This is a genomic window from Cohnella caldifontis (assembly GCF_029360585.1).
Taxonomy (GTDB): domain Bacteria; phylum Bacillota; class Bacilli; order Paenibacillales; family Paenibacillaceae; genus Cohnella; species Cohnella caldifontis.
The window spans coordinates 406,764-431,997 of record NZ_JAQZSJ010000001.1 but is presented as its reverse complement, the minus strand read 5'-3'; the positions used below and the strand labels follow the sequence as shown (position 1 = coordinate 431,997).

At 59.6% G+C, this 25,234-nt stretch carries 20 protein-coding genes and 1 riboswitch; of the genes, 17 read left to right on the top strand and 3 right to left on the bottom strand.

Annotation, left to right across the window (positions count from 1 at the left end):
* Positions 1 to 142: 142 nt before the first annotated feature.
* The 11 genes from PTZ19_RS02170 to PTZ19_RS02120 all read left to right on the top strand — a co-directional run bounded on the left by PTZ19_RS02170 (position 143) and on the right by PTZ19_RS02120 (position 12,632).
* Positions 143 to 1,378, top strand: coding sequence for an aminopeptidase (locus PTZ19_RS02170; RefSeq protein ID WP_276352104.1), 1,236 nt, complete (start codon positions 143 to 145; stop codon positions 1,376 to 1,378).
* 88 nt (positions 1,379 to 1,466) lie between these two features.
* On the top strand, positions 1,467 to 2,000 hold the full coding sequence (locus tag PTZ19_RS02165; RefSeq protein WP_276352102.1) for a hypothetical protein: 534 nt from the start codon (positions 1,467 to 1,469) through the stop codon (positions 1,998 to 2,000).
* 69 nt (positions 2,001 to 2,069) lie between these two features.
* A riboswitch (cyclic di-GMP riboswitch) is annotated at positions 2,070 to 2,151 on the top strand.
* Positions 2,152 to 2,234: 83 nt separating this feature from the next.
* Positions 2,235 to 3,092, top strand: coding sequence for a GGDEF domain-containing protein (locus PTZ19_RS02160; RefSeq protein ID WP_276352100.1), 858 nt, complete (start codon positions 2,235 to 2,237; stop codon positions 3,090 to 3,092).
* 204 nt (positions 3,093 to 3,296) lie between these two features.
* Positions 3,297 to 4,031, top strand: coding sequence for a response regulator (locus PTZ19_RS02155; RefSeq protein WP_276352098.1), 735 nt, complete (start codon positions 3,297 to 3,299; stop codon positions 4,029 to 4,031).
* Positions 4,028 to 5,158, top strand: coding sequence for an adenylate/guanylate cyclase domain-containing protein (locus PTZ19_RS02150; RefSeq protein ID WP_276352094.1), 1,131 nt, complete (start codon positions 4,028 to 4,030; stop codon positions 5,156 to 5,158). The genes PTZ19_RS02155 and PTZ19_RS02150 overlap by 4 nt, the downstream gene beginning before the upstream one ends.
* On the top strand, positions 5,155 to 8,127 hold the full coding sequence (locus PTZ19_RS02145; RefSeq protein WP_276352091.1) for an ATP-binding protein: 2,973 nt from the start codon (positions 5,155 to 5,157) through the stop codon (positions 8,125 to 8,127). Before PTZ19_RS02150 ends, PTZ19_RS02145 begins: the two co-directional genes overlap by 4 nt.
* Positions 8,128 to 8,140: 13 nt before the next feature.
* Entirely contained in the window at positions 8,141 to 8,878 is a 738-nt protein-coding gene (locus PTZ19_RS25300; RefSeq protein WP_339329283.1) for a response regulator, read from the top strand.
* A 135-nt stretch (positions 8,879 to 9,013) separates the two neighbouring features.
* On the top strand, positions 9,014 to 9,313 hold the full coding sequence (locus PTZ19_RS02135) for a hypothetical protein (RefSeq protein ID WP_276352089.1): 300 nt from the start codon (positions 9,014 to 9,016) through the stop codon (positions 9,311 to 9,313).
* A 25-nt stretch (positions 9,314 to 9,338) separates the two neighbouring features.
* Positions 9,339 to 9,935 (top strand): thymidine kinase, encoded by a 597-nt coding sequence (locus PTZ19_RS02130; RefSeq protein ID WP_276352086.1) that lies wholly within the window; start codon positions 9,339 to 9,341, stop codon positions 9,933 to 9,935.
* Between the two features lie 128 nt (positions 9,936 to 10,063).
* Positions 10,064 to 11,944 carry an LTA synthase family protein gene (locus PTZ19_RS02125; RefSeq protein ID WP_276352084.1) on the top strand — a complete coding sequence of 627 codons (1,881 nt, stop codon included), beginning with the start codon at positions 10,064 to 10,066 and terminating at the stop codon, positions 11,942 to 11,944.
* Positions 11,945 to 12,125: 181 nt separating this feature from the next.
* Entirely contained in the window at positions 12,126 to 12,632 is a 507-nt protein-coding gene (locus PTZ19_RS02120; protein WP_276352082.1) for an SRPBCC family protein, read from the top strand.
* Between the two features lie 101 nt (positions 12,633 to 12,733).
* Here the strand turns inward: PTZ19_RS02120 and dat are convergent, their stop codons facing one another.
* On the bottom strand, positions 12,734 to 13,573 hold the full coding sequence (dat, locus tag PTZ19_RS02115) for a D-amino-acid transaminase (protein WP_276352080.1): 840 nt from the start codon (positions 13,571 to 13,573) through the stop codon (positions 12,734 to 12,736).
* 178 nt (positions 13,574 to 13,751) lie between these two features.
* Here dat and PTZ19_RS02110 point away from each other — a divergent pair, with 178 nt between their 5' ends.
* The gene (locus PTZ19_RS02110) at positions 13,752 to 14,678 is read left to right on the top strand and encodes an SDR family NAD(P)-dependent oxidoreductase (protein WP_276352079.1); all 927 of its coding nucleotides are present in this window, start codon (positions 13,752 to 13,754) and stop codon (positions 14,676 to 14,678) included.
* A 7-nt stretch (positions 14,679 to 14,685) separates the two neighbouring features.
* Positions 14,686 to 15,279: a TetR/AcrR family transcriptional regulator gene (locus tag PTZ19_RS02105; RefSeq protein WP_276352077.1), complete on the top strand. Its 594-nt coding sequence runs from the start codon at positions 14,686 to 14,688 to the stop codon at positions 15,277 to 15,279.
* 98 nt (positions 15,280 to 15,377) lie between these two features.
* Here the strand turns inward: PTZ19_RS02105 and PTZ19_RS02100 are convergent, their stop codons facing one another.
* Positions 15,378 to 16,403 carry a LacI family DNA-binding transcriptional regulator gene (locus PTZ19_RS02100; RefSeq protein WP_276352075.1) on the bottom strand — a complete coding sequence of 342 codons (1,026 nt, stop codon included), beginning with the start codon at positions 16,401 to 16,403 and terminating at the stop codon, positions 15,378 to 15,380.
* Positions 16,404 to 16,541: 138 nt separating this feature from the next.
* On the opposite strand from PTZ19_RS02100, the gene PTZ19_RS02095 reads away from it, so the two are divergent.
* The 3 genes from PTZ19_RS02095 to PTZ19_RS02085 are packed head-to-tail and all read left to right on the top strand — an operon-like array spanning position 16,542 to position 20,538.
* On the top strand, positions 16,542 to 18,332 hold the full coding sequence (locus PTZ19_RS02095) for an L-fucose isomerase (RefSeq protein ID WP_276352073.1): 1,791 nt from the start codon (positions 16,542 to 16,544) through the stop codon (positions 18,330 to 18,332).
* Between the two features lie 18 nt (positions 18,333 to 18,350).
* A complete protein-coding gene (locus PTZ19_RS02090; protein WP_276352072.1) occupies positions 18,351 to 19,016 on the top strand; it encodes a class II aldolase/adducin family protein in 666 nt (221 codons plus the stop codon).
* Between the two features lie 25 nt (positions 19,017 to 19,041).
* The gene (locus PTZ19_RS02085) at positions 19,042 to 20,538 is read left to right on the top strand and encodes a rhamnulokinase (protein ID WP_276352071.1); all 1,497 of its coding nucleotides are present in this window, start codon (positions 19,042 to 19,044) and stop codon (positions 20,536 to 20,538) included.
* A gap of 598 nt (positions 20,539 to 21,136) precedes the next feature.
* Here PTZ19_RS02085 and PTZ19_RS02080 read toward each other — a convergent pair.
* Positions 21,137 to 21,967: an AraC family transcriptional regulator gene (locus PTZ19_RS02080; protein WP_276352068.1), complete on the bottom strand. Its 831-nt coding sequence runs from the start codon at positions 21,965 to 21,967 to the stop codon at positions 21,137 to 21,139.
* A gap of 117 nt (positions 21,968 to 22,084) precedes the next feature.
* Here PTZ19_RS02080 and lacZ point away from each other — a divergent pair, with 117 nt between their 5' ends.
* Complete coding sequence (gene lacZ / locus PTZ19_RS02075; RefSeq protein WP_276352066.1) at positions 22,085 to 25,201, top strand: beta-galactosidase, LacZ type; 3,117 nt, start codon at positions 22,085 to 22,087, stop codon at positions 25,199 to 25,201.
* The last annotated feature ends 33 nt before the right edge of the window (positions 25,202 to 25,234 follow it).

The window sequence follows — 25,234 nt, the reverse complement described above, 5'->3', positions numbered from 1 at the left end:
GTGGGGGAGCCGTCGCTCCTCCTTTTGAATTTGCCGGGAAGCGATGACGGCTTCGGTTGAAATCACCGTTCGTCGGCGTGTAAGATGAAGGTGCTTCACCCGAAAACAAAATCATGTATTTCCCCAAATGGGAGGATCCTCGATGGGACTTGAACGGAATGCCAAAATTGAACAGTATGCGGAGATCGCCGTGCGAGTGGGATTGAACGTGCAGCCCGGACAACCGGTCTGGATCCATGCTCCGATTCACGCGCCCGAGTTCGTGCGGTCGGTCGTTCGCAAATGTTACGAAGCCGGAGCGAAAGACGTCCAAGTGGAATGGTACGACGACGCGGTCACGCAACTGAAATACAAGATGGCGCCCGACGAGATATTCGGGCAGTATCCGTCCTGGCGCGTGAAGGCGCTGGAGGAGAACGCCGAGGACAACGGTGCGTATTTGTCCATCATATCCAGCGACCCCGAGCTTCTGAAGGAAACGCCGGCCGGGAGAATCGCCGCTTTCTCCAAAGCTTCCGGACAAGCGCTTGCCAAATGGCGCGGGTACACGACATCGAATAAAATTTCCTGGGCCATCGTCGGCGTCCCTTCGCCCGCGTGGGCCGCGAAGGTATTTCCCGGGCTTGATAGTCAGAAGGCGGTAGACGCCTTGTGGGATGCGATTCTGAAAACCGCCAGAGCGGATGGAGAAGATCCGGTCCGCGATTGGCAAGAACACGACGCGTCGCTCCACCGCCGCAGGGAGATCCTGACCCGCAAGCAGTACCGGAAACTGATTTACCGGGCGCCGGGCACGGAACTTACGGTCGAGCTTCCGGCAGGCCATGTTTGGGCCGGAGGGTCGGCCGTCACGGAGCGCGGGGTTCCGTTTCTTCCGAACATCCCGACGGAGGAAGTGTTCACGTCCCCCCGTCGGGACGGAACCAGCGGATACGTCACGAGCACGAAGCCGCTCAGTTACCGGGGCAACGTCATCGAGAATTTCACGCTGACTTTCGAGAACGGCCGCGTGACGGATTACCGGGCGGAGAAAGGCCAGGATGCGCTGAAGGCGATGCTGGAAGTCGACGAGGGAGCTTTGCATTTGGGCGAAGTCGCGCTTGTCCCCCATCGATCCCCGATCTCCGAGTCGAACCTGATTTTTTACCAGACGTTATACGACGAGAACGCTTCTTGCCACTTGGCCATCGGGCAAGCGTTTCCGTTCTGCCTGGAGAATGGCGTAGCCATGAGCGTGGAAGAGAGGCAAGCAGCGGGTCTTAACGTCAGCCTTACGCATGTCGATTTCATGATCGGTTCGGAAAATTTGGATATCGACGGCGAATTCGCGGACGGTAACCGGGAGCCGATATTCCGCAAAGGAAATTGGGCGTTTTAGGAGACGATTGCCATCGGGGGGCTGACTTTGGTACACTGAAGGCAGCCTCGCGGCGGCTTGACCGTCCTGCTGGAGGAGAGTGAACTCCTTGCTGACCAAGCTGGACAATCAGGCGTTCCAATCGATGGATGACGACGCATTGATCGCTGCATGCGCCCAATCGGCGTTCGAGACGGTCCGATCGGCGGACATGTCGGATGGCGAAGTACGGGCGGATCGACTGGAATGGCTAACCCCGCCTCAGAGAGACTTGCTTTTCTACCGCATCTACGAACTTCACGCCACGAAATCGGCCGACGATTTCAGATGGTGGACCTCTTACTTTCTGCCGCGCGACAACCTGTGGTCCGGTATCAAGCGTGCGCTGGCGTCGTTCGGCGGCGGATCGGTCCTGAACGCGCTGGAAGCGGTCGAACGGGCCTCGCGCGAACCTTCTGACCCGGAATCCGGCCAGGAAGACGACTCTCCCTCTACCTTCATTTACACCGATTCCCGACTGGCGGCCCCTTTCGCCGAGGCTTTCCGAACTTTTCAACAGCAAGTGCCCGAGCTGCGTCGACGGATCGCAACCCGAATCCGGAACCATCCCGGCGAGTTTATCGAGTTCGCTGACAAGCCTTGATTCAAAACCGACCGATCGGGGGTAAAGATAGAACGGCTGAGTTTCCAATATCATTTCGATTGCAATGGCCATACGAAAGGGCAAACTTGCCGAAAGGCAAGGGCGCAAAACCACAGGCCTAAGGACATTCTATGGCGGCTGGGTTGCCGAAAATGGCAGGGCTCCACCTGTCCATTCTTCTCGGGATGGGCTTTTCTATTTTCGGCCAAGCATATCGGATAAGGGGAATTCCACATGAGAGCAGGTTTCCAGAATCCAACGTCGGAATACCATCTGCTGCGTGAGGCCGTAAACAGCTTTTTTCTCACCCTGCATGAAATCATCCCGTGCAATACCTTCTTCCTGGCTGCGCTGTCGGGTGAATCCTACTTGATCCTAAGCGCATGGAACTCCGGGGAAAAACTGGTCGAGGAGGGAGCAACGCTTTCTCTTGCGGACATGGAAAGCCTGGTGAACGGCCGCGCCTCCCACCGGATGGCTTTTCCTATCGTTCTCGGGAAAAACCGCGTTTTCGGCCAGATTTGCGCTTTGGACCGCAAGCGCGCGTTTCAAAGGGACGACGCCCACCTGCTGGAGCGGATGGCCGAACTCATCGGCCGGTTGATCGAGGCGGAAGACAGGATCAAATTCGACGAGCTGACCGGGGTTTACCGCAGGAAATACGCGGAAGCGCTTTATTATCTTCTCCCGAGCCAGGCTCCGAAAGCCGTCGTATTTTTGGATCTGGACGATTTTCAGCGCATTAACGACCGGTACGGCCGCGACACCGGCGACGAAGTGCTCCGCGAGGTGGGCGGCATGCTTCGGGAAGTGACCGCCCCATACGGCGCACTTGCCTTCCGCTACGCCGGAGACGAATTCGTCATCATCATTCCGAACGGCGTGGAAGAGACGGCTTTGCAGGCGGTCGATCAGCTGCTGGTACGCCTGTCGCGGCCATTGCGGATCGGGCGCGCACTGCTTCAGGTTTCCGCGTCCATCGGGGTTTGCCTGGAGGCCGATTCTCTGCAGGATTACATCCAGCGGGCGGATGCCGCCATGTACCAGATCAAGAGAGGATCCAAGCGAGGCGTGCTCGTTTACGCGGGGTGACGGATCCCCTCGCGCCGGGAACCGGAGTTCGCCGGGGAACGGCTGCTCCGGCAATAAACGGAAAGCTCTTATCATCGCAGCGGAATCTGTTTCCGCGTCTCACCCGCCGTCGGAAGATGGCGGTTTTTTTGCGCGCTGGAAGATTGTCACTTCTTGTCGGGCCATATACAATGGAGAGACAAGATATGGAAGAGAGGCTCCCCTTTGAAACGCATACTCGTCACCGACGACTCCCCCATCATGAGAAGAAACCTGAACGCAATTTTGACCCAAGCGGGCTACGCCGTCGCGGCGGAAGCCGCCAACGGGGAGGAGGCGCTGGCGGCGTACCGCAGGCACCGCCCGGATCTGGTGACGATGGACATCACGATGCCGGTCATGGACGGGCTCGAGGCCGTGAAACGGATCGTGAGGGAAGATCCGGGAGCGCGGATTCTCGTCATCAGCGCGTTCGATCAGCGCAGCATGCTGTTCGAGGCGATGGAGAACGGCGCCAAGCAATACTTGATCAAGCCGATCACGGCGGACAAGCTGCTCGCCGCGGTCGGCCGGATCCTCGGCGAAGCCGCGGAGGCGCCTTCGGGTCGGTCAACCGGCACGGGCGAAACTTCCGTTTCGGCCTCCGTGGAATATTTCCGCGTCGATAACCGGAACGGGCAATTCTCCGTCCGGCTGCTGGATCCGATGCGACCGGGTCCGTACCCCGAGCTGCAGGCCGCCGTCCAAGGCCTCTTATTCGTGAAGCCGCTCGATCTCGCGTTCCGGTTCGGAGACGCGGAACGTTGCCGCCCCGAACTGGGCTCCGCTCTCGAATCGCTGATCCGCGCGATCCGCGGAGCCGGCGGCCAAGTTTCGGTCAGCGCCCGGCAAGAGCCGTTGGCCGATGCGTTGCGGGGCGCGCTGTCCGTACCGATCTCGGCGGAAGGGGAAACCGAATGAGCGTCCTTCGGCCAGCGGACGGCTTCCGGGCCGAGATCATCCGCCTGGGAGCCGTGCTGGCGATTCTCCCGCCGGTCGTATTCGGGCTCTATGTCGCGCTTATGCCTTCGGCGCCGTTGTCGAATCGGTTCGCGATGGCCGCGATGCTCGGGTTGTCTGCAGCCGCAGCCGGCTATTCTCTCTATCGACTGAACAAGCTGACCAAGCGCCGGATCGACGAACCGCTCGCCTATTTCCGCTCGACGCTGGAAGATATTTCGGAGGGCTTCGTCCTGGACCGGATTCCCGAAGAGAAACTCAAGGACGCGGAGCCGGCGATTGCCGACGCATTCCGCCAAATGATCCTCATGAATCGGATGCTCCTGAAAAACGTAGACAACCTGGAGCAGGGCTACGAGGAGGAACGGCAGGCGAAGCTGGCCCAGCAGGCGCTTACGCAAGCCTATCAGCGGTTCGTTCCGAAAGATTTCATCAGCTTCCTGCAGAAGTCGAGCATCACCGAGGTGAAGCTCGGCGACCACGTCCGGACGGAGATGACGATTCTCGTCTCCGATATCCGCGGGTTTACCGCGATGTCGGAGAAGATGACCCCGGAGGAAAATTTCCGGTTGATCAATTCGTATCTGTACGTCATGGAGCCGATCGTCAGCCGCAACCACGGCTTTATCGACAAATACATGGGCGACTCCGTCATGGCTTTGTTCCACCGCAGCCCGGACCATGCCGTCATCGCCGCGCTCCAGATGGTCGATAGGCTGAAACATTTTAATGAACGACGCCAGGCCGAAGGCAAGGAACCTTTGCGCATCGGCATCGGCCTCAATACCGGAACGATGATGCTGGGCATCGTCGGCGGCGAAGACCGGATGGAGGGCACCGTCATCAGCGATGCCGTCAACCTCGCCGCGAGAATGGAAGACCTCAACAAGACATACGGGACCGCCATCTTGATGTCCGAATTCACGCGGGAGCGGCTCCGGCATCCGACCCGTTTCCGGATCCGTGCGGTGGACCGGGTGCAGGTGAAGGGCAAGACAAATGCCGTGGACGTATACGAAATAACCGGCATGGCCGAACCGCAGGAGGCGCCGGAACATCCCATTGACGAAGCAGGTGAGTCCCGATGAACCCCACGCCTCAGCAGCCGGTGCAGCCTCCGTTTCCGGCCCCCGCGCGCCGATTCAACCGCAGGACGCTGAAACGCAGAGTCAGGCGTCTTTTCTATTTGTCCAACATGATCAACACGTTTTTGTTCGCCTGCATCACGCTCGCGCTCGTCGGCGTCATTTTCAAGCCGGTGATGGAAGCCGTCTCCACGTATATCAGCTCTTCGATCGCGGAAGACATCAATTCCCCGCAATTTCTGGAACAGATGAACATCCGGCGGCTGGAAGAATTCAAGCCGGCTTCTCCGGAGGCGCTCGCTTGGAAGGCCAAGATGGACCGGATGGCCAAAATCCAATACTTCATTCCCCTCATGGACGGTCCGCTTCGCAAAGAAAACGCGAAAAAAGCCGGCGACCTTGGGCTTTCCGAAACCGACCGCAACGTCTTAAACGACGATATGATCATCGTGCAGGTCGAGCTTCAAGGCACGACGGTTTACTCCAATGCCCGCGAGACTTCCGCCGAGAATGCCCTTCAAGTTTTGGACCGCTTGTACAATTCGGGGTCCGCCAAGCCCTTGTTCAATTCGGAAGGCGAGCCCGTCGGACAAGTCAAGGTCGGCTTCACCCCCGTGATCACCGCGGTCATGCTGGGTTTGACCTTCGTCATGTTCCTGCTCATGCTCGGCATCATGACGATGCTCACGCTGCTGCTCAGCAAGCTGTTCTCGATCCCCGTCCTGAAGCCGCTGAAGCAGCTGAGCGACAATATCCGCGGCATTTCCAAAGACCGCTACGAAGACGTGGCCGGCCAGCGGGTCGAGCTGAAGCGCCCGCTTCGGGAAATCGAAGAGCTCGCCGACTCGACGAATTTGATCATGCAGAAAATGAACTCCTACGCGGCGCAGCTGCAAAACCAGAAGCAAACGCTGGAGGAGCAGAACGAAGAGCTCGAAGCCCAGAACCTGGAGCTCATGGAATCCAAAGCGATGATTCAGCGGGCCCAGCAGGAAATCGAACGGAAGGAAGCGGCGCTGCGCAATATCCTGAACCACGCGGGGCAGGGCTTTCTGACGTTCGGCCGGGACCTGCTCATCCATCCGGTTTACAGCAACGAGTGCGCCAGGCTGCTTTCCCCGGACGGACCGCTCGCCGGAAGCTCCTTCGCCGATCTCATCGCGGCGGGCGACGAGGAGCAGCGGAATTTCATGCGGAACATCCTCGCCAAAACGCTGGCGGAACCGAGCTCCGCGCGACGCGAGATCTACATGCCGCTGCTGCTCGAAGAAACGGAAATCCGCGGCCGGATCGTCCATGTCGATTACAAAATCATTCCGGATCCCGAGAACGCCGGAGAAGAGATTTTCATGGTCGTGCTGACGGACATCACCGAGAAGCGCGCGTTGGAATCGCAAATGGAAGAGGAACGCAACACCTTGAAAATGGTCGTCAAGGTGATGGTCGATTACGCCGAGTTCTCCGCGAGCGTTAAAGATTTCCGCCGCTTCCTGGGCGCCGACCTCGGCCAGCTGGCGGCGCGCGGCGAGCCGGTCAAGGACAAGCTGACCGTCGTCTTCCGCCTGCTGCACACGTACAAGGGGACGTTTTCCCAATGGGGGCTCCGGCGCGTGACGGAACGCTTGCACGAGGCGGAGTCCCTGCTCTCCAGACTTGGCAAGCTAAATCCCGGTGACGATTCGGATTGGGAGGCCCAAGTCCGCGGAATGGATCTGGGGGGTGCCTTGGACGAGGATCTCGCGCTGCTGCGGGAGACGGTCGGGGAGGAATTCCTGAAAGACCGGGACGTGCTGATGGTCGAACGGAACCGGCTGATCGAGATCGAGAAGAAGATGCTCAGCACGCTGTCTCCCGTCGACTGCAAAGCGCTGCTGCCGGATTTGCGGAAGCTTCGGTACAAGCCGTTCAAGGAGCTGCTCAAATCGTATCCCGATTACGTGGACGGTTTGGCGGCGCGGATGGAGAAGTTCGTCAACCGTTTCGAAATCCGGGGCGGCGATTTCCTCGCGGATACGGATTTGTACGGAGACCTGGGACGGACGCTCATTCACGTGTTCCGCAACGCGGTCGACCACGGCATCGAAACGGCGGAGGAGCGCGAGGCAACCGGCAAGGAAGCGTACGCCAACATCCTCTGCCAGGTCTGTCAGGAGCCGGGCGGGATCGTGCTCTCCATCGCCGACGACGGCCGGGGCATCGACATGGCCGCGCTGCGGGCGAGGGCCCAAGCCGCCGGCTTGCTGAGCGCGGAGGAAATGACGGCATTGAGCGAGGAAGAAACGGTCGACCTGATCTTCCGCGATGAAATGTCGACGAAGGAACAGGTCACGGAGCTGTCCGGCAGGGGGATCGGCTTGTCGTCCGTCAAAGCGGAGGTGCTTCGGCTGGGCGGCAGCATCGAAGTGGTGACGGGGATCGGACAGGGAACGCTGTTCCGCATCCGGCTGCCGGCGGAGGATCTCTCCGAGCTGCCCCGGTTGGGCGTGCCGACCGTCATCGATCCGCTTATTCGCGCGACCGGGCAGTTTTTCCGGGAGCAGGCGGCGATCCGCTTGGAAGCCGGGGAGACGACGCTGCTGCGGCAGGAGAAAAAAGACAAGCTGCTGCTCGGCAAAGTGACCACGTTCATCAACGTCAGGGGCGCGCTGGAAGGCATTTTCGTCATTACGGCCGACGACCGGCTGTCGCGCGCCTTGCTGCAGCATCTGGTCATCGGCGGCGTGGCGGCGGAAGAAGAGGACGCCTTCGTCGAAGACGGGCTGGCGGAAGCGGCCAACGTCATCCTCGGCAATTCCCTGAAGCAGCTGCAAAGCCTGGAAGAATTCATCCTGATGGACCCGCCGGTCACGATCCGCACGGAGGGGGCCTCCGTCAGGTACGCGGATTCGGAAATCTGGACGTGCCTGTTGGATTCCGAAGAAGGTCAGCTGCGCGTCGGGTTCGTCATTTTGAAGAAAAGCCAATTCTCTTAGGAGGTCATCTCGCATGGCAAAAATCCTGATCGTGGACGACTCCGTCATCATGCGGAGAAACCTGAAATCGATGCTCGTGCAAGCCGGCCATACGATCGTCGGCGAAGCGTCCGACGGCGTGGAAGCTTACCGGGAATACGCGCGGCTGCTGCCGGACCTCGTGACGATGGACATCACGATGCCCGTCATGAACGGCATCGACGCGGTCAAGAAAATCATGGCCACGTATCCCGAAGCCAACATCATCATGATCAGCGCCCTGGACCAGCGGAACATGGTGTTCGAGGCGATCCAGAACGGCGCCAAGCACTACATCCTTAAACCCGTAACCGTGGAGAAAATTTTGGAAACGATCGACGAAGTGCTGAAAATCAAATCGGGAGCGCCGGCGCCGGGAACGGAAAATCAAGCCGTCGGGCGCGATGAGCCGCTGGCCATCGAGAACCGGAACGGCATCTTCCTCGTCCGGATCGGCAGCGGGATTTCCCAAGAGAAGCTGGACGAACTGAAAACCGCCGTGCAGGGCTTCCTGTTCGTCAAACCCCTTCGCGTGGTCGTGGATTTCGGCGGCATCGGCTTCCTGCAAGAGGACATCTTGCAACGCCTGCTCGGCTTGATGCGCCAGATGCATGAAGCCGGCGGGGCGGTCAAAGCGCTCAGCCACAACCACAGCTTCATCGAGACGCTCAAGCAGCATAATCCCGACAGCTTTTTCCGGATTCACACGGAATGGTCGCAGATCGTTTTCTGATTCGCGAACAGCCGACCCGCAAGGGCCGGCTGTTTTTTCATTTCTTCTTCCTTCCTTGGTCTTTATGCCGAGCGCCGAACTGCATTATAATAGAGCAATCGACAGAATCCGATGAACAAAGGATGGAACCGCGCGATGGCGTTCGGAATCAAACGAGAGGAGCTTCTGCTCTGGAAAGAGCGGGTCGGCCGAGGAGAGATCGCGTTTCTGACCCATTATTGGTTCGAGCCCCGTTTTCCGGATTGCCGAACGGTGACCAAGGTGGGCTGTTCGGACGTCAAGCGGTTGTCCGATTGGTGCCTGGATAACGGGCTGAATCCGAAGTACATCCACCATCGGCAGCCTTTTCCGCACTTCGACCTGATCGGCCCCAAGCAGCGGGAAATTTTGCGGAAAGAACGTTTATGGGACCAGCTTGCGAAATTCGGCATGTGACTAGCGGACATGGAGGGAACGGCAGTTGGCGCAGCTTTATTACAAATACGGTACGATGAACAGCGGCAAATCGTTCGAAATCATCAAGGTGGCGCACAATTACGAGGAGCAGGGCAAGCCGGTCATCCTGTTTACGCCCGCCATCGACGACCGGGCCGGCAAGGAGTGGATCGGGTCCCGATCGGGGATGAGCCGGAAGGCGATTCCGGTGGACGAGCAGACGGACTTGTACGAATACGTGAAGTCGTTTCAGCCGGAGCCGGGACTGAAGAACGTCTATTGCGTGCTCGTGGACGAAGCCCAATTTCTGAAACAGCGGCATATCCTGCAGCTCACCCGCGTGGTGGACGAGCTCGGCATCCCGGTCATGGCGTTCGGGCTGAAAAACGATTTCCAGAACCGGCTGTTCGAAGGAAGCTATTATTTGCTCATTTACGCGGATAAAATCGAGGAAATCAAGACGATCTGCTGGTACTGCGACCGCAAGGCGACGATGGTCATCCGGTTCCGGGACGGCGTTCCGGTGAACGAAGGCGAACAGATCCAGATCGGCGGCAACGAAGATTACAAGCCGGTATGCCGGCGCTGTTACCATAAGGCTTTCGAGCCGAAGGTCGAATAGGAAACGCGTGGAAACCTCCGGGGCATCTCCGGGGGTTTTCGTTTGCGCCGTTTTTGAAAAAGTTTAATTTCGTGTTAACATACAGTTTATACGAGTTTGACAATCATCAGGCAAAGGCAGGTCGGAAAATGAATTTCTCGGGTTTAGCCAAGCGCTCCGGGCTGCTGCCTTTCGCGGCCGCGGCGGTGCTGCTGTTTCTGAAGGCGCTGTTGTTCCGATATTTTCTGTTCGATCATATCGCTTGGGCGCAAGTGCCGGCAGACCTCGCGTCGATTCTGGTCCTCGTCGGCCTGTTCGATACGATCTCACCGGACAAATCGAAGAAATACGTGCTCTGGGCGGTCAATTTCGTCGTTTCGCTGCTGTTGTTCGCTTCTACGCTGTATTTTAATTACTTCAGCACGATCCCGACGTATTCGGCCTTGAACGAGCTTCATCAGGTCGGAGGGGTCAAGGACAGCGTCAAGGCGACGATCCATTGGCAAAACTTCCTGTTTTTCGCGGACGTGCTCGTCATGGCGATCGCGTGGCTGATCGGCAGGATACGGGGCACGGGCGTCGAGGCCGGGCGGACGAGCCGCACTTGGAAGCTCGGCGTCATCGCCTTGACCGTGCTCGGCTTGTTCGGTTCGTACCTGTACATCCACAATTCGCGGTCCATCGAGAACGAGCTGGCGCAGGCCGAGGACGTCGGTTTCCTCAACTACCAGGTTTCCGCGGCGCTGAAAGCGCAGGAAGCCGCCGCCAAAGTGAAAAACATCGACGTAGGCAAACTGACCGAGCAGGTCGGGCAGCTGGCGTCTTCCAATCCGGACTTGCAAACGACGGAGACGGCTCCCGAGGGTTTCGGCGCCATGAAGGGTAAAAACGTCATCGTTATCCAGATGGAGGCGTTCCAGAACTTCCCGATCCGCTTGCAGCTGGATGGCCAGGAGATCACCCCGGTGCTGAACGGGCTCGCGGACCAAAGCTATTATTTTCCGCATTTCTTCCAGCAAATCGGGCAGGGGAACACGTCCGACGCCGAGTTCATGTCCAACACGTCGATCTATCCGACGGCGAAAGTCGCGATGTCGACCGGCTACGGGGACCGCGCGATTCCGAGCCTTCCGAAGCTGCTGGAGAAACGCGGTTACGCGGCGGAGACGTTCCACGTCAACGACGTGACGTTCTGGGACCGCAACAAGCTGTATCCGGCGCTCGGTTTCGACAAGTATTTCGACAAGCCGTATTTCAACGATGACCATTTCAACGCCTTCGGGGCATCGGACGAGGAACTCTACAAAACCGCGGTCAACCGGATGGTCGAGCTGAAAAATGAGAACAAGCCGTTTTACATCCAAATGATCACCGCTTCGAGCCACCACCCGTTCAAGATTCCGAAGGATAAGCAGTGGCTGAAGCTGCCGGCGGACATGGAAGGCACCCAGCTCGGCGACTATCTGCAAGCCGTCCATTACACGGATTACGCGATCGGCGAGCTGATTAAGGCGCTGAAAGCGAACGGGCTGTACGACAACACGATGCTGGTCATCTACGGCGACCATTTCGGCCTGCAGCCGCAGGACAACAAGCCGGAGGACGTGAGCCGGAAGCTCGATATCACGTATCAGGAAAGGATCAGCCGCTTCAATATCCCGCTGATCGTCCATGCGCCCGGCGCCGCCCCGAAGGTGATCAAGACCGCGGGCGGCCAAGTCGACATCATGCCGACCGTCGCGAACCTGCTGGGCGTGTCGCTGAAGGACGAGAATTACACCGCGTTCGGGCACGATCTGCTCAACACCGTGAAAAACGTGTTCGGCATGCGCTATTACTTGCCGACCGGATCGTTCTTCAACAACGAGGTCATGTTCGTGCCGGGCAAATCGTTCGACGACGGTACGGCCATCTCGCTCGATACGCTGCAGCCGGTCGCCGATATTTCGAAATATAGGGCGGATTACGACTACGTCATGAAGCTGATGGGGCTGTCGGATACGTTCGTCGAATCGCTTCCGAAACGGTGATCCGCAGTGCGCTTGCGGAAGGCAGGAATCGTCCGGGATTCGAAAGCTTCGTTATGAAACGCCGGCCGAGTGGGTACCGAAAGGTACCCTTTATTCGCTTCAAAATATTCCTTTACTGGTATATTCTAAATGAGGTATATTTAATTCGGAGGTTGATCACTGACGAATGGAGGATTTGGAGATGCCGGAGGGTTCGGAAGGGAAAACGCTTATTCTCACGCGCACGCTCCATGCGCCGCGCGAGCTTGTATTCAAGGCATGGTCCGAAGTCGAACATTTGAAGCGGTGGTGGGGGCCGAAAGGTTTCGAAATCGATGTCGCGCATCTGGATTTCCGTCCGGGCGGTTATTTCCACTACCGCATGCAATCTTCCGACGGACATCGAATGTGGGGGAAATTCGTGTACCGGGAAATCGAGGTTTCGGAAAGAATCGTATGGAACAACAGCTTTTCCGACGAGGCGGGCAACATCGTCCGGGCTCCGTTCAGCGATTTGATCCCGCTGGAAATACGCAATGAGGTCACCTTTCTCGAGAATAACGGAATGACGATCATGACTTTATGCAGCGAACCGGTCAACGCAACGGAGGAGGAGAGAAGCTTTTTTGAAGGCATGTTCGACTCCATGCGGGAGGGCTTCGGAGGAACTTTCGATCAGCTCGAAGCCTATTTGGCCGACCGTTCCTAACGGGATTCATACGATTCCGCAAGTAAAAAACGCCTTTCGCTGCCACGGTTGACGCGGTCAGCGAGAGGCGTTTTGGTTATGCGAGTTCGGGACACGGGCTATCAAGAGGAGATGAGGTCTTCGAATTCCCGCTGCAGTCTTCGGGTGATCGGGCCGGGACGGCCGCTGCCGATCGGCTTACCGTCCACGGAGATGACCGGCATGACCTCGATCGTGGTCCCGGTCAGCAGCACTTCGTCCGCGGCGAACAGCTCTTCGAGCGCGAAGGGGCGTTCCTCGGCCGGAATTTCGGTCTGGGCCGCGAGTCTCAGCACCACCGCGCGCGTCACGCCGTGCAGGATCAGATGGTTGGCCGGATGGGTGACCAGCCGGCCGTCCTTGACGATCATGACGTTGGAGGCGCTGCTCTCGGTGACCGTGCCGTCCCGGTGCAGGATGGCGTCGGCGGCGCCGCGGTCGGCCGCGGCCTGCTTGGCCAGCACGTTCGCCAGCAGGTTCAGCGTCTTGTAATCGCAGTGCAGCCAGCGCGTGTCCGGGAGGGTGATGGCGGCGTAACCGGCTTCCATCGCGGACAGCGGCCTTTTGACATCCGTACAATAAGCCATGACCACAGGCTCGGCTTGCGGCGGGAACAGATGATTGCGAGGCGCGGTACCCCGGGTGATTTGCAAGTAGACGGTTCCTTCTTGCAGGGAGTTCAAGCGAACGAGCTCGTTCAGATTCCGAAGCCATTCCTCGTCGGCATGGGGGAGCGGGAGGCGTACGCCCGCGGCGCTTCGCCGCAGCCGGGCGAGGTGCGCTTCCGCTTCGAACAGCCGGCCGCCGTACACCCGGAACACTTCGTACACGCCGTCTCCGAAATAGTAGCCCCGATCCTCCGGAGAGATCCGCACTTCGTTATCGGCCAGGAAACGACCTTGATACCAGTAGATTCTCGACATGGAGAAGCCCCCTTATTCGATTTATGACCAGTTTACCTTCCGATGCTGCGGAGGACAAGCCGTGAAGCGGGCTGCATCAAATCATGACGTTCGAGGGTTGACAGTTGATCACAACGGAATTATGATGTACGTAAATGAATGAACCATTCATTCACTAATTGAGGAAAGGAAGATTCAAATGCGGACGGATAAAAACGGGAAGTGGACGGTAAACGGCAAGAACGTCTTGATTACGGGAGCTACGAGCGGCATCGGTCTAGCGGCCGCGAAGGAGCTGGCGGCTCGCGGCGCGAATTTGGGCATTGTCGCGCGCAACCGGGAGAAAGCGAACGAGGTCGCGGCTATGCTTCGATCGGCGGCAGGCGGCGGTGTTACCGTGGACGTATTCGTGGCCGACATGGCCTCTCAATCGTCCATTCGCCGGGCGGCGGCGGAAATATCGGCGAAATGGCCGAGGATCGACGTGCTGATCAATAACGCCGGAGCGATGTACGTCAAGCGGATCCTGACCGAAGAAGGGATCGAAATGACGTGGGCCGTCAATCATCTGGCGCCGTTCCTGTTGACGAACCTGCTGTTGGATCGGCTGAAGGAAGCAGGCGACGCCCGGATCATCACGACCGCATCGCATGGACACAAAATGGCAAGGAAGGGAATCGACTTCGAGGATTTGAGCGCGAAAAAGCGGTTCGGCGCGCTTGGGATGCTGATGGGCGGGGCCAACCTGCGTTATGGCGAAACCAAGCTGGCCAACGTCTTGTTCACGGCCGAATTGGGCAGACGTTTGGAAGGAACCGGGGTAAAGGCCGCCTGCTTCGATCCGGGACTGGTGGCGACCAACTTCAACCAGGAGAACGGTTGGATGGCTCGAGCGACGATGGCGGCGATGAAGCGGTTTTCCCGCAGCCCCGAACAGGGGGCCGAGACCTTGGTGTGGCTGGCGGACTCGGACGGGATGACGGAGCGAAACAACGGATGCTATTATAAAGACAAGCAAATCGCGGTCCCGTCCCCGGCCGCCCGGGATTCGGACGCTGCCCGCCGTCTTTGGGCCGTCAGCGAGGAACAAGCGGGGACGCTGCACTCGCAAGCAAACGGAGCGTGATGATCAGATGAAGATGGCCGAGGAACCCCGAACGGACAACGCGCCGGATGAGCGTAGAGACCAGATTAAGCGCGCGGCTCTGAAAGTGTTTGCCAAACAAGGCTTAAGCGGAACGAAAATGAGCGCGATCGCGGCCGAAGCGGGCATCAGCCAAGGGCTCTCCTACCGCTATTTCTCTTCTAAGGAAGAAATCTTCACGCTGCTGGTCCGCGAAGCGGTAGAAGAAACGTTGTCGGCGATCCGGAACTTGAACCGGCTGCCCGGAACGCCGAAAGATCAGCTGAAAGCTTTCACGTTACGCATGCTGGACGAAGACCATAAAGCGTACTTCATGTTGATTCAGCAGGCGATGGCCTCCGAAGACGTGCCGCCGCAGGCGAAGCAACACTTGGAGCGGATTTCTCCGGACGAGACGATCGATCCCTTCGTTCCGATCTTCCGCAAAGGCCAGGAAACGGGGGAATTTCTCGAAGGCGATCCGCGAAAACAGTTGTTTCTCTACTTTTCAGTCGTCACCGGCCTCATGCTGCAAGAGATCCCATCCGCGCCCGGATATTGGAAGGACGAGATCGACAGGCTATTGCGGATCGTCGCGAAATAACCCGCCGTGCCGCTTACATGAAAAAGGACCTCTTTTCCACTTTATGTTGTGGAATTCGAGGTCCTTTTCGTATAGGAATCGGATACGGATTGACGGCGTCAAGTCGGCGTTCCTCGGATATCCGCCACCGAACGGCGGACGACGAGCTCGGCCGGCAGCACGATTTTTTTCCAAGGCCCGGCTTGTTCGCGTTTCCGGATCCGTTCGATCAGCAGCTGCATGCCGAGATACCCGAATTGGTATGCCTGCTGTGCGACCACCGTGATGAACGGGTCGTACTCGGCGTAAGGGCCGAAATCGTCGAAGCAGACCAGCGACAGCTGGTCAGGCACGGCGAGCCCGCGCTTGCGAAGCACGCTCAGCACTTCCAGCGCCAGCACGTTGTTGCCGGCTACGATGGCGCTCGGCAGCTCGGGCATGCCGTCCAGCCACGCTTCGATTCCGGACAGGTCGGAGCGCGGTCCGAAGCTGGCTTCGTGAATGTCCGCAAGGTCAAACGGCATATCGTTCAGCTTCAGCGCCTCCATAAACCCCTGAAGCCGAAGCCGCGCGCTGGAAACCGACGACGATCCGTTGATCATCGCGATTTTCCGGTGTCCGCGTTCGATTAGATGCTCCACCAGCTTGCGGCAGCCTTCCTTGCTGTCGCCGAGCACGAGGTCGCATTCGATGCCCGGAACCTCGCGGTCCAGCAAGACGAAGGGCACTTTGTGCTGCCGCAGCTTCTCCAGATGCGGCAGGGAAGGATCGCCGGCCGGCGCGACCAGGACCCCGTCCACGCGGGTAGAAAGGATGGTCTGTACGTATTCGCTTTCCTTGTCGAGGCTTTCGTCGCTGTTGCCGAACAGGAGCCGATAGCCGTTATGAATGGCGGCGTCTTCCGCTCCCCTGGCCAACGTCGTATAGAACGGATTGGTGATGTCGGTGATCAGCAGGAACAAGGTGCGCGTTTCCTGGAGCACCAAGCTTCGGGCGTTCTGGTTCGGGACGTAGTTCATCTCTTCCATGACGCGTTTGACCCGAGCGCGCGTTTTCTCGCTGATCTTCCCGGTGTTATTGATAACTCTCGACACCGTCATCGCAGAGACGTTGGCCCGCTCCGCGATGTCGTATATGGTCACCATGCGTGTCGCTCCTTGTGGAAATTCCGTATATTCATTGTACCGAAGGCGGGGATTGACAGCAACTGAATTCCTTGTTAGGTTAGAGTTACCGATAACATTTTAAACGCTTTCATTTTGTGGATTAAGGAGGCTTCATTCATGGCGGACATTCAGACTCGGTGGAGAGGCGCGTTTCCGAAGGTCGGCATCCGGCCGACGATCGACGGGAGGCGCCAAGGCGTGCGGGAGTCGCTGGAAGCGCAGACGATGAACATGGCCAAGGCGACGGCCGAGCTGATTTCGGAAAACTTGAGGTATCCCGACGGATCCCCGGTGGAGTGCGTCATCGCGGACGGCACGATCGGAGGCGTGGCGGAAGCGGCGGCTTGCGCCGCGAAATTCGCCAAAGCGGGCGTAGGGTTATCGATCACGGTCACGCCTTGCTGGTGTTACGGCACGGAAACGATCGACATGGATCCTTCGATTCCGAAAGCCGTGTGGGGTTTTAACGGAACCGAGCGTCCCGGCGCCGTTTACCTGGCGGCTGCGCTTGCCGGTTACGCGCAAAAAGGGTTGCCTGCGTTCGGCATCTACGGTGAGCAGGTGCAAGACGCCGGCGACACGAGCGTGCCGGAGGACGTCCGGGGCAAATTGCTGGCGTTCGCGAAAGCCGGTCTAGCCGCGGCGATCATGCGGGGCCGATCGTATTTGTCCATGGGTTCGGTGTCCATGGGCATCGCCGGTTCCGTCGTGAACGATTCGTTCTTCCAGGACTATCTGGGCATGCGCAACGAGTACGTCGACATGAGCGAGTTCATCCGCCGGATGGACGAAGGCATCTATGATGCGGAGGAGTTCGAGCGGGCGCTGGCCTGGGTGAAGGGGAACTGCAAGGAAGGGCCGGACAACAACCCGGCCCACCTGCAAACGTCCCGGGAGCGCAAAGACCGGGAGTGGGAAACGGTCGTGAAAATGGCCATCATCACCCGCGATCTCATGGTCGGCAACCCGCGCCTCGCGGAGCTCGGCTTCGGCGAGGAAGCGATGGGGCACAACGCGATCGTCTCGGGTTTTCAGGGGCAGCGGCAGTGGACGGACCATTTTCCGAACGGGGATTTCCTCGAAGCGATGCTGAACTCGTCCTTCGACTGGAACGGCATCCGCGCCCCGTATCTCGTCGCCACCGAGAACGACAGCCTCAACGGCGTCGTCATGCTGATGGGGTATTTGCTGACGAACACGGCGCAGATTTTCGCGGACGTCCGAACGTATTGGAGCCCGGAATCGGTGGAACGCGTCACCGGTTACAAGCTGGAAGGCGCGGCTGCAGGCGGCATCCTGCACTTGCTCAATTCCGGCTCGGCGGCGCTCGACGGCACGGGCCAGCAGACGAGGGACGGCAAGCCGGCGATGAAGCCGTTCTGGGAGATCAGCGAAGAAGAAGCGCGCCAATGCCTGCAGGCGACCTCCTGGCGCCCGGCGTCGGTGGAATATTTCCGGGGAGGCGGCTTCTCGTCCGACTTCCTGACCCGGGGCGGCATGCCGATGACAATGTCGCGGATCAACATGGTCAAGGGCATCGGCCCGGTTCTGCAAATCGCCGAAGGATATTCCGTCGACCTGCCGGCCCATGTGCATGACGCGCTCGACAAGCGGACCGACCCGACGTGGCCGACGACTTGGTTCGCGCCGGTTCTGACCGGAAAAGGCGTTTTCCGCAGCGTGTACGAAGTCATGAACAACTGGGGCGCCAATCACGGCTCGATCAGCTACGGCCACATCGGCGCCGACTTGATCACGCTCGCCTCGATGCTGCGGATCCCGGTGAACATGCATAACGTAGCCGAGGAGCGGATTTTCCGGCCGAAGGCTTGGTCGCTGTTCGGCACGGACAACGCGGAGAGCGCCGATTACCGCGCCTGCTCGAACTTCGGGCCTCTATATGGTTGACGGAGAGGGGGGCTCACCGTGAGCAGCAGCAGCGCAGCGATTCGCGAAGAATTGTGCAAATACGCGCGGAAAACCGTGGCCGGCAAGCTGGTCGTCGGGCCGGGAGGCAACATCAGCGCCCGGCACGAAGGTAAAATGTACTTGTCCCCGAGCGGCTTCGCGCTCGATGAAATCGAGCCCGCGCAATGGGTGGAGGTGGACATCGCCACCGGGGCGATCACGGACATCGGACTCCGGCCATCCTCGGAGGTGCTGATGCATCTGTACGCGTACCGTGCCAACCCGGCCATCGGCGCGATCGTGCATACGCACCCGCCGTATTGCATCGCGTTTACCCTCGTCGAGCGGGAGCTGCCCGTCATGTTTCCCGACCAGGCGGCGCTGGTGGGACGGACGACGTATGTCGATTACGTGCTGCCGACCACCGACAAGCTGGCGGACGCGGTCGTCGCGAAGGTCGGGGAAGCCAGTACGATCCTGCTCGGCAACCACGGGCTGGTCACGACCGGACGGAATTTGCGCGAAGCCTACTACCGAACGGAAGTCGTGGAGGAGAGCGCCAAAATCTATTTGATCGCGAGCGCGATCCGCCCGCCGAAGATACTGACGCAGGAGGAGTACGAAGAAATCGCCTCGCTGGAGAGCGAGGCCTACCGGATCCAACTGCTGCAGAAAATGAAATGACCGCGACGTGGAGGAGGGGGAGCGGATGAGCGGGGAAACGACCGTGCTGGCGTTCGATCTGGGCGCGGGCAGCGGGCGGGCTTTGATCGGGCGGCTGGTCCGTGACGCGGAAGGCCGGGAGCGGCTCGAAACGACGGAAATCCACCGGTTTTCGAACCGCGCGATCCAAGTCGGCCGCCGCCTGCATTGGGATATCCTCCGCCTGCTTCACGAGATGAAGAAGGCGATCCGCAAGGCGTTTCAGGAAGGCTTCGCGCCGTCGACGTTCGGCATCGATTCCTGGGGCGTCGACTTCGGCCTGCTGGACGCGAACGGCGAGCTGCTCGGCAACCCGTACCATTATCGCGATCCGCATACTGAAGGGTTGATCGAGGAAGTGAACGCCTTGGTCGGAGCGGACGCCTTGTTCCGGCAGAGCGGACTTCAGTTCATGCCGTTCAATACGCTGTATCAGCTGTACGCGATGAAGAAAGCCGCGTCGCCTAAGCTGGCCGCCGCCCGGCGGCTGCTGCTCACGCCTGACTTGCTAACTTACCTGCTCACCGGCCGGGAGAACTGCGAATTTACGATGGCGACGACGACGCAGCTGTTCCATCCGGAGAAACGGGAGTGGAATCGCGAGCTGATGGACCGCCTCGGCATCCCATCCGGGCTGTTCCTCGACCCCGTGGAACCGGGCAGCTTGATCGCGCCTTTGGACCCGGAGGTATGCCGGGAGCTGGGCGTGCCGCTCATGACGGCCGTCGCGGTCGGCACCCACGACACCGAATCCGCGATCGCGGCGGTTCCCGCCGGCGAAGGACCGTTCGCGTATTTGGTGTGCGGAACGTGGTCTTTGCTCGGCACGGAGCTCGAGCGGCCGCTGCTCACGCCGGAAGCGATGGCGCTGCAGTTCTCCAACGAAGGCGGCGTAGGCAGCGCGTACCAGCTGCTCAAAAACATCATGGGCTTGTGGATTCTGCAGGAGTGCAAGCGGGAGTGGGAAGAAGCGGGTACCGACCTTGGCTACGCCGGGATCGTGCGGGCGGCGGAGGCGGCGGAGCCGTTCCGCAGCCTGATCCAACCGGATGACGCACGGTTCTACGGGCCCGGCGGCATGACGGATAAAATCCGGTCGTTCTGCGAGGATACCGGCCAGCCCGTTCCCCGAAGCGAAGGCGAGGTCGCCCGCTGCGTCCTGGAAAGTTTGGCGCTGCGGTATCGGGAGGCGCTGGAGCAGATGGAGACGCTGACCGGCCGAACGTTCGGCGGTCTGCACATGGTAGGCGGCGGCATCCAGAACCGGCTGCTGTGCCGGTTGACCGCGGATGCGCTCGGCCGCCCCGTCTGGGCGGGACCGGTGGAGGCCAGCGCCATCGGCAACATGCTCGCGCAGCTGATCGCGCTGGGGAAATGCCGGGACTTGGCGGAAGCCCGGAGGCTGTCCGCCGCATCCTTCCCCGTGGAAGTTTTTGCGCCTTCCGAGGAAGCCGCAATTTGGAACGGAGCTTTCGGGAAATTCCGCGGCCTGGGACAAGGCTGAAAGCGGAGGCGGTGGCGCGGTCACAGAGTAGGTGAATGCAAGTTAGTCTGTAAGTAAACCGGAACACCGGACAGGGTGAAGCCCGCCGAGTTCCGGTTTTTTGTTCGGAAACGGGGTAACCCCTGCGTTCAGAAACGGATAAGCCTGCGAGACAGGCTTAATGGGGCAGAGACGGGCAGCACCGCGGGGTTTAAGCCTGCGAGACAGGCTTAATGAGGCAAAGACGGACCGCGCCGCAGGGATTAAGTCGGCCAGACCGACTTAATGGGTCAGTGGCGGACCGCGTCACAGGGTTTAAGTCGGCGAGACCGACTTAATGGGTCGGTGACGGGCAGCACCCCTAGGTTTTAGTCGGCGAGACCGACTTAATGGATCAGCGGCGGACCGCGTCGCAGAGTTTAAGTCGGCGAGACCGACTTCACGGGTGAGCGGCGGACCGCGTCGCAGAGTTTAAGTCGGCCAGACCGACTTAATGGGTCAGAGGCGGACCGCGCCGCAGGGATTAAACCGCCCATACCGACTTAACGGGGCAGTGACAGGTAGAAGCCATGGTTCGCGCGCCGGCGAGGCCGTCATATCCGAAATAACGCCGCAACTCTCACGACTTCAACCCGTGCATCATCTTGAAGCGCTCCGGGCTTTGCCCTTCGAGCCGCTTGAACACGGCGCCGAAATAGCTCGCATGATCGAATCCTACCCGCCGGGCGATCTCCCGAATGGGCAGGCCGCTTTCGCGGAACATCAGCTCTTTGCTTCGCTTGATCCTCTCCCGGTTCAAATATTCCACGGGACGCATTTCAAGCGCTTGGCGGAACAGCGCGCATAGATGCTGCGGACTCGTCCCCGCCGCATCCGCCATTTCCGCCAGCGTGAGCGAACGGTGCATCTGCTCGTCGATCAGCCTCAGCACCGGAGCCAGACGCGCCATCTGCTGCCCGTCGGCGCCGAAACCCTCCAAGACGCCGCGCACATCCAACAGCATGGCGTACAGCCGCTTGGAAAACTCCCTCCCCGCGAACGACCCTCCGGAGGATGACGCCAGCTCGTATAGGCCCCGAAGATGGGCGACGGCAAGCTCCGGCCGGACCGTCCCGAACACGCCGCACTCCCCGATGCCGGCCTCGCGGAGCAATGGCTCCGCCAATTCGCCGCTAAAAGATACCCAATACAATCCCCACGGCGATTTGGAGGCCTCGTATCGGTGCGGAACGTTCGGGTACAGGCACATCCCTTGTCCCGCCTTTACCGTCATCCGTCGGCTTCCGACCGTCAACTGGCCTTCCCCGCTCAACACCTGGAGCCACTGGAAGTCGGGGAAGCCTTCGGCACGGTGGACGGGATCCTGATGCGTCCAATGTCCGACCGACGTCAAATACAGCGGAAGGCGGAGATCCGCATCGGTCACGACCGGGAAAAGCGCCGTATCCATCGTCCCATCGATCCTTTCATATTTTGATATTCAAGATGAAAATACTTCGATTGGATTAGGTTTCCAATGACATTATAATATGAATATCGTGATATGGAGAAGGAGAGTGCCAGCCGCTTGAACAAAACGAAATTCCGGTATGCGCCGCCGGTCAACGGATATCCCGAATGGAACAACAATCCGGATATTTTCGCCTTGAACCGGATGCCCGCGCACGCCACTTTCGTCTCTTACGACTCGCTGGAGGAAGCGCTTGCGGGCAACCGGGAGACGTCTCCCTACGTGTATTCCTTAAACGGGAACTGGAAGTTTACGTGGGCCAACAACCCCGAGAACCGTATTCGGGATTTCTACATGCCGGATTTCGACGCTTCGGATTGGGCGGAAATCCCCGTGCCGTCCCATTGGCAGCTGCAGGGCTACGATTACCCGCAATACACGAATATCCGTTATCCGTGGATCGAGCACGACGACATCAAGCCCCCGTTCGCGCCTACGAACTACAATCCGGTCGGCTCTTATCTCACGACCTTCACGGTGCCGGAGCGTTGGGCGGGCCAGCCCGTGTTCATCAGCTTCCAGGGCGTGGAGTCCGCGTTTTACGTCTGGCTGAACGGGGAATTAGTCGGATACAGCGAGGATACGTTCACGCCGGCGGAGTTCAACCTGACGCCCTACCTGAAGGAAGGGGAGAACAAGATGGCGGTCGAAGCGTACCGCTGGTGCGACGGAAGCTGGCTGGAAGACCAGGATTTCTGGCGGCTCAGCGGCATTTTCCGGGAAGTATACCTCTTTACGGCGCCTGCCGTTCACGTGTACGACTTCCAGGCGAACACCGATTTGGACGTAGACTTCCGCGACGCCGACCTGCGGATCTCCGCCAAGCTGATCAATTATTTCGAACGCAGCGTCGGAACCGTCAAGCTGGAAGCCCAGCTGTACGGCAAGGACGGAACGCCCGCGCTTCTGACTCCGCTGCGGATGGAAGCCGACCTTGACGACCGGGAGGAAGGCGTAGTCCAAGGCAAGGTCCGGGTCGAAAATCCGCTCAAGTGGAGCGCCGAACAGCCGAACCTGTACGCGCTCGTACTCAAGCTTTCCGACGGGTCCGGCCGAACGCTGCAGTATGTCAGCTGCCGCATCGGCTTCCGCAAGTTCGGAATCGAAGACGGCCTCCTCAAAATCAACGGCAAGCGCATTTTGTTCAAAGGCGTCAACCGGCATGAATTTTCTTGCGATTACGGCCGCGTTCCGCGATACGAGGACATGGTGCGGGACGTCGTTCTCATGAAATCGCACAATATCAACGCGGTCCGGACTTCCCACTATCCGAACCACCCGCGTTGGTACGACCTGTGCGATGAATACGGCCTGTACGTCATCGACGAGACGAACCTGGAAACGCACGGAACCTGGACCTACTCGCAAGGAGAGTCGGAAGAGGGCACCGTGCCGGCCAGTCTCCCGGAATGGACCGACAACGTGATCGACCGCTGCAACTCGATGCTCCAGCGCGACAAAAACCATCCTTCGGTCGTCGTTTGGTCGCTGGGGAACGAATCGTGGGGCGGGACGAACTTCCTCCGCATGCACGATTACCTGCGCGAGCAAGACCCGTCGCGCCCCGTCCACTACGAAGGGGTGTTCCACGCCCGGAAGTACGAGGCGGCGTCCGACGTCGAGAGCCAGATGTATGCCCCGCCGCGCGCGCTGGAGGAGTACGCGAACCGGCCCGGACCGAAGAAGCCGTTCATTCTCTGCGAATACAGCCACGCGATGGGCAACTCCTGCGGCGGACTGGCGAAATATATGGAGCTGTTCGAGAAATATCCGGTCCTGCAGGGAGGATTCATCTGGGATTGGGTGGACCAGGCGATCCGGGTGACGGACGAGGACGGCTCCGCGCGTTTGGCGTATGGCGGCGATTTCGGGGAGTCCCCGCATGACGGCAATTTCTGCGGCAACGGCCTCGTATTTGCGGACCGAAGCGTCTCTCCGAAGCTGTACGAAGCGAAAAAATGCTACGAGAACGTCAAAGTCGCGGCGGCAGATGGGAATCGGGGCGTTTTCTCCATCAAGAACGGGAATCTGTTTACGGATTTGAGCGCGTACGGCTTCCGTTGGACCCTGACTCGGAACGGGGAACTTGAAGGGGAGGGCGCTTTCGAAACGCAAGGCGCGCCGGGGGAGACGGTAACGGTCGACTTGACCCGCGCGTTGCCGGCTCAGCGGGTCGCCGGCGAAGAATACGTGCTGACGATTCGCGCGGTTCTGAAGGAAGATACGGCATGGGCCCATGCCGGCCATGAGTCGGCTTGGGAGCAATTCGTACTGCCTGCCGCGGAAGCCGTATCGGCGATCCGTCGAACCGACGAACCGGCGCCGAACGTACGCGAAGAAGGCAGCAACTTATTCGTAGAAGGGGAACGTTTCTCCGTCCGCTTCGACTTGGCCGGCGGAGACCTGGCTTCCTACCGATTCGGGAACGCGGAACTGCTGAGGACGCCGATCGTTCCGAATTTCTGGCGGGCGTTTACCGACAACGATCGCGGCAACCGGCATCATGAACGGACGGGGATATGGCGCGAGGCCGGCGCGAACCGCCGCCTGTTGCAAGTCGGGTGGCGCTCGGACGGAGGAGGCGTGCGCGTCGAAGCGCTTTATGCGCTGCCGACCGTTCCGGAGTCCAAGTTTTCGCTTCGGTATCTCGTGTCCGGATCCGGCGAAATCGAAGTATCCGGTTGTTTGCAGCCCGGGCAAGGGCTTCCGGAAATTCCGGAAATCGGACTCCTGTTCACGATGGACGATTCGTTCGACCGGATCCGGTGGTATGGCCGCGGCCCCCACGAGAACTACTGGGACCGCAAATCCGGCGCCAAGCTGGGCTTATATGAAGGTCGGGTTCAAGACCAAGTCGTGCCGTACCTGCGTCCCCAGGAATGCGGGAACAAGACGGACGTCCGCTTTGCCGCGATCATGAACGCGGAAGGAGCGGGCCTGCGGATCGAAGGTTCGCCCGTCGTCGAGCTGAACGTGCTGCCGTACACGCCGAACGAGATGGAGCAGTACGATCATCGCCATCTGCTGCCGAAGCCGGAGAAGACGGTCGTGCGGATCAACCACCTGCAAATGGGCGTAGGCGGGGACGACAGCTGGGGGGCGCGCGCGCATCCCGAGTTTACGTTGTTCGCGAACCGTACGTATTCGTACACTTTCTCGATTCAAGGCCTCTAAAACCGAAGCCGCGAAAAAACGCCGCACCCAGGG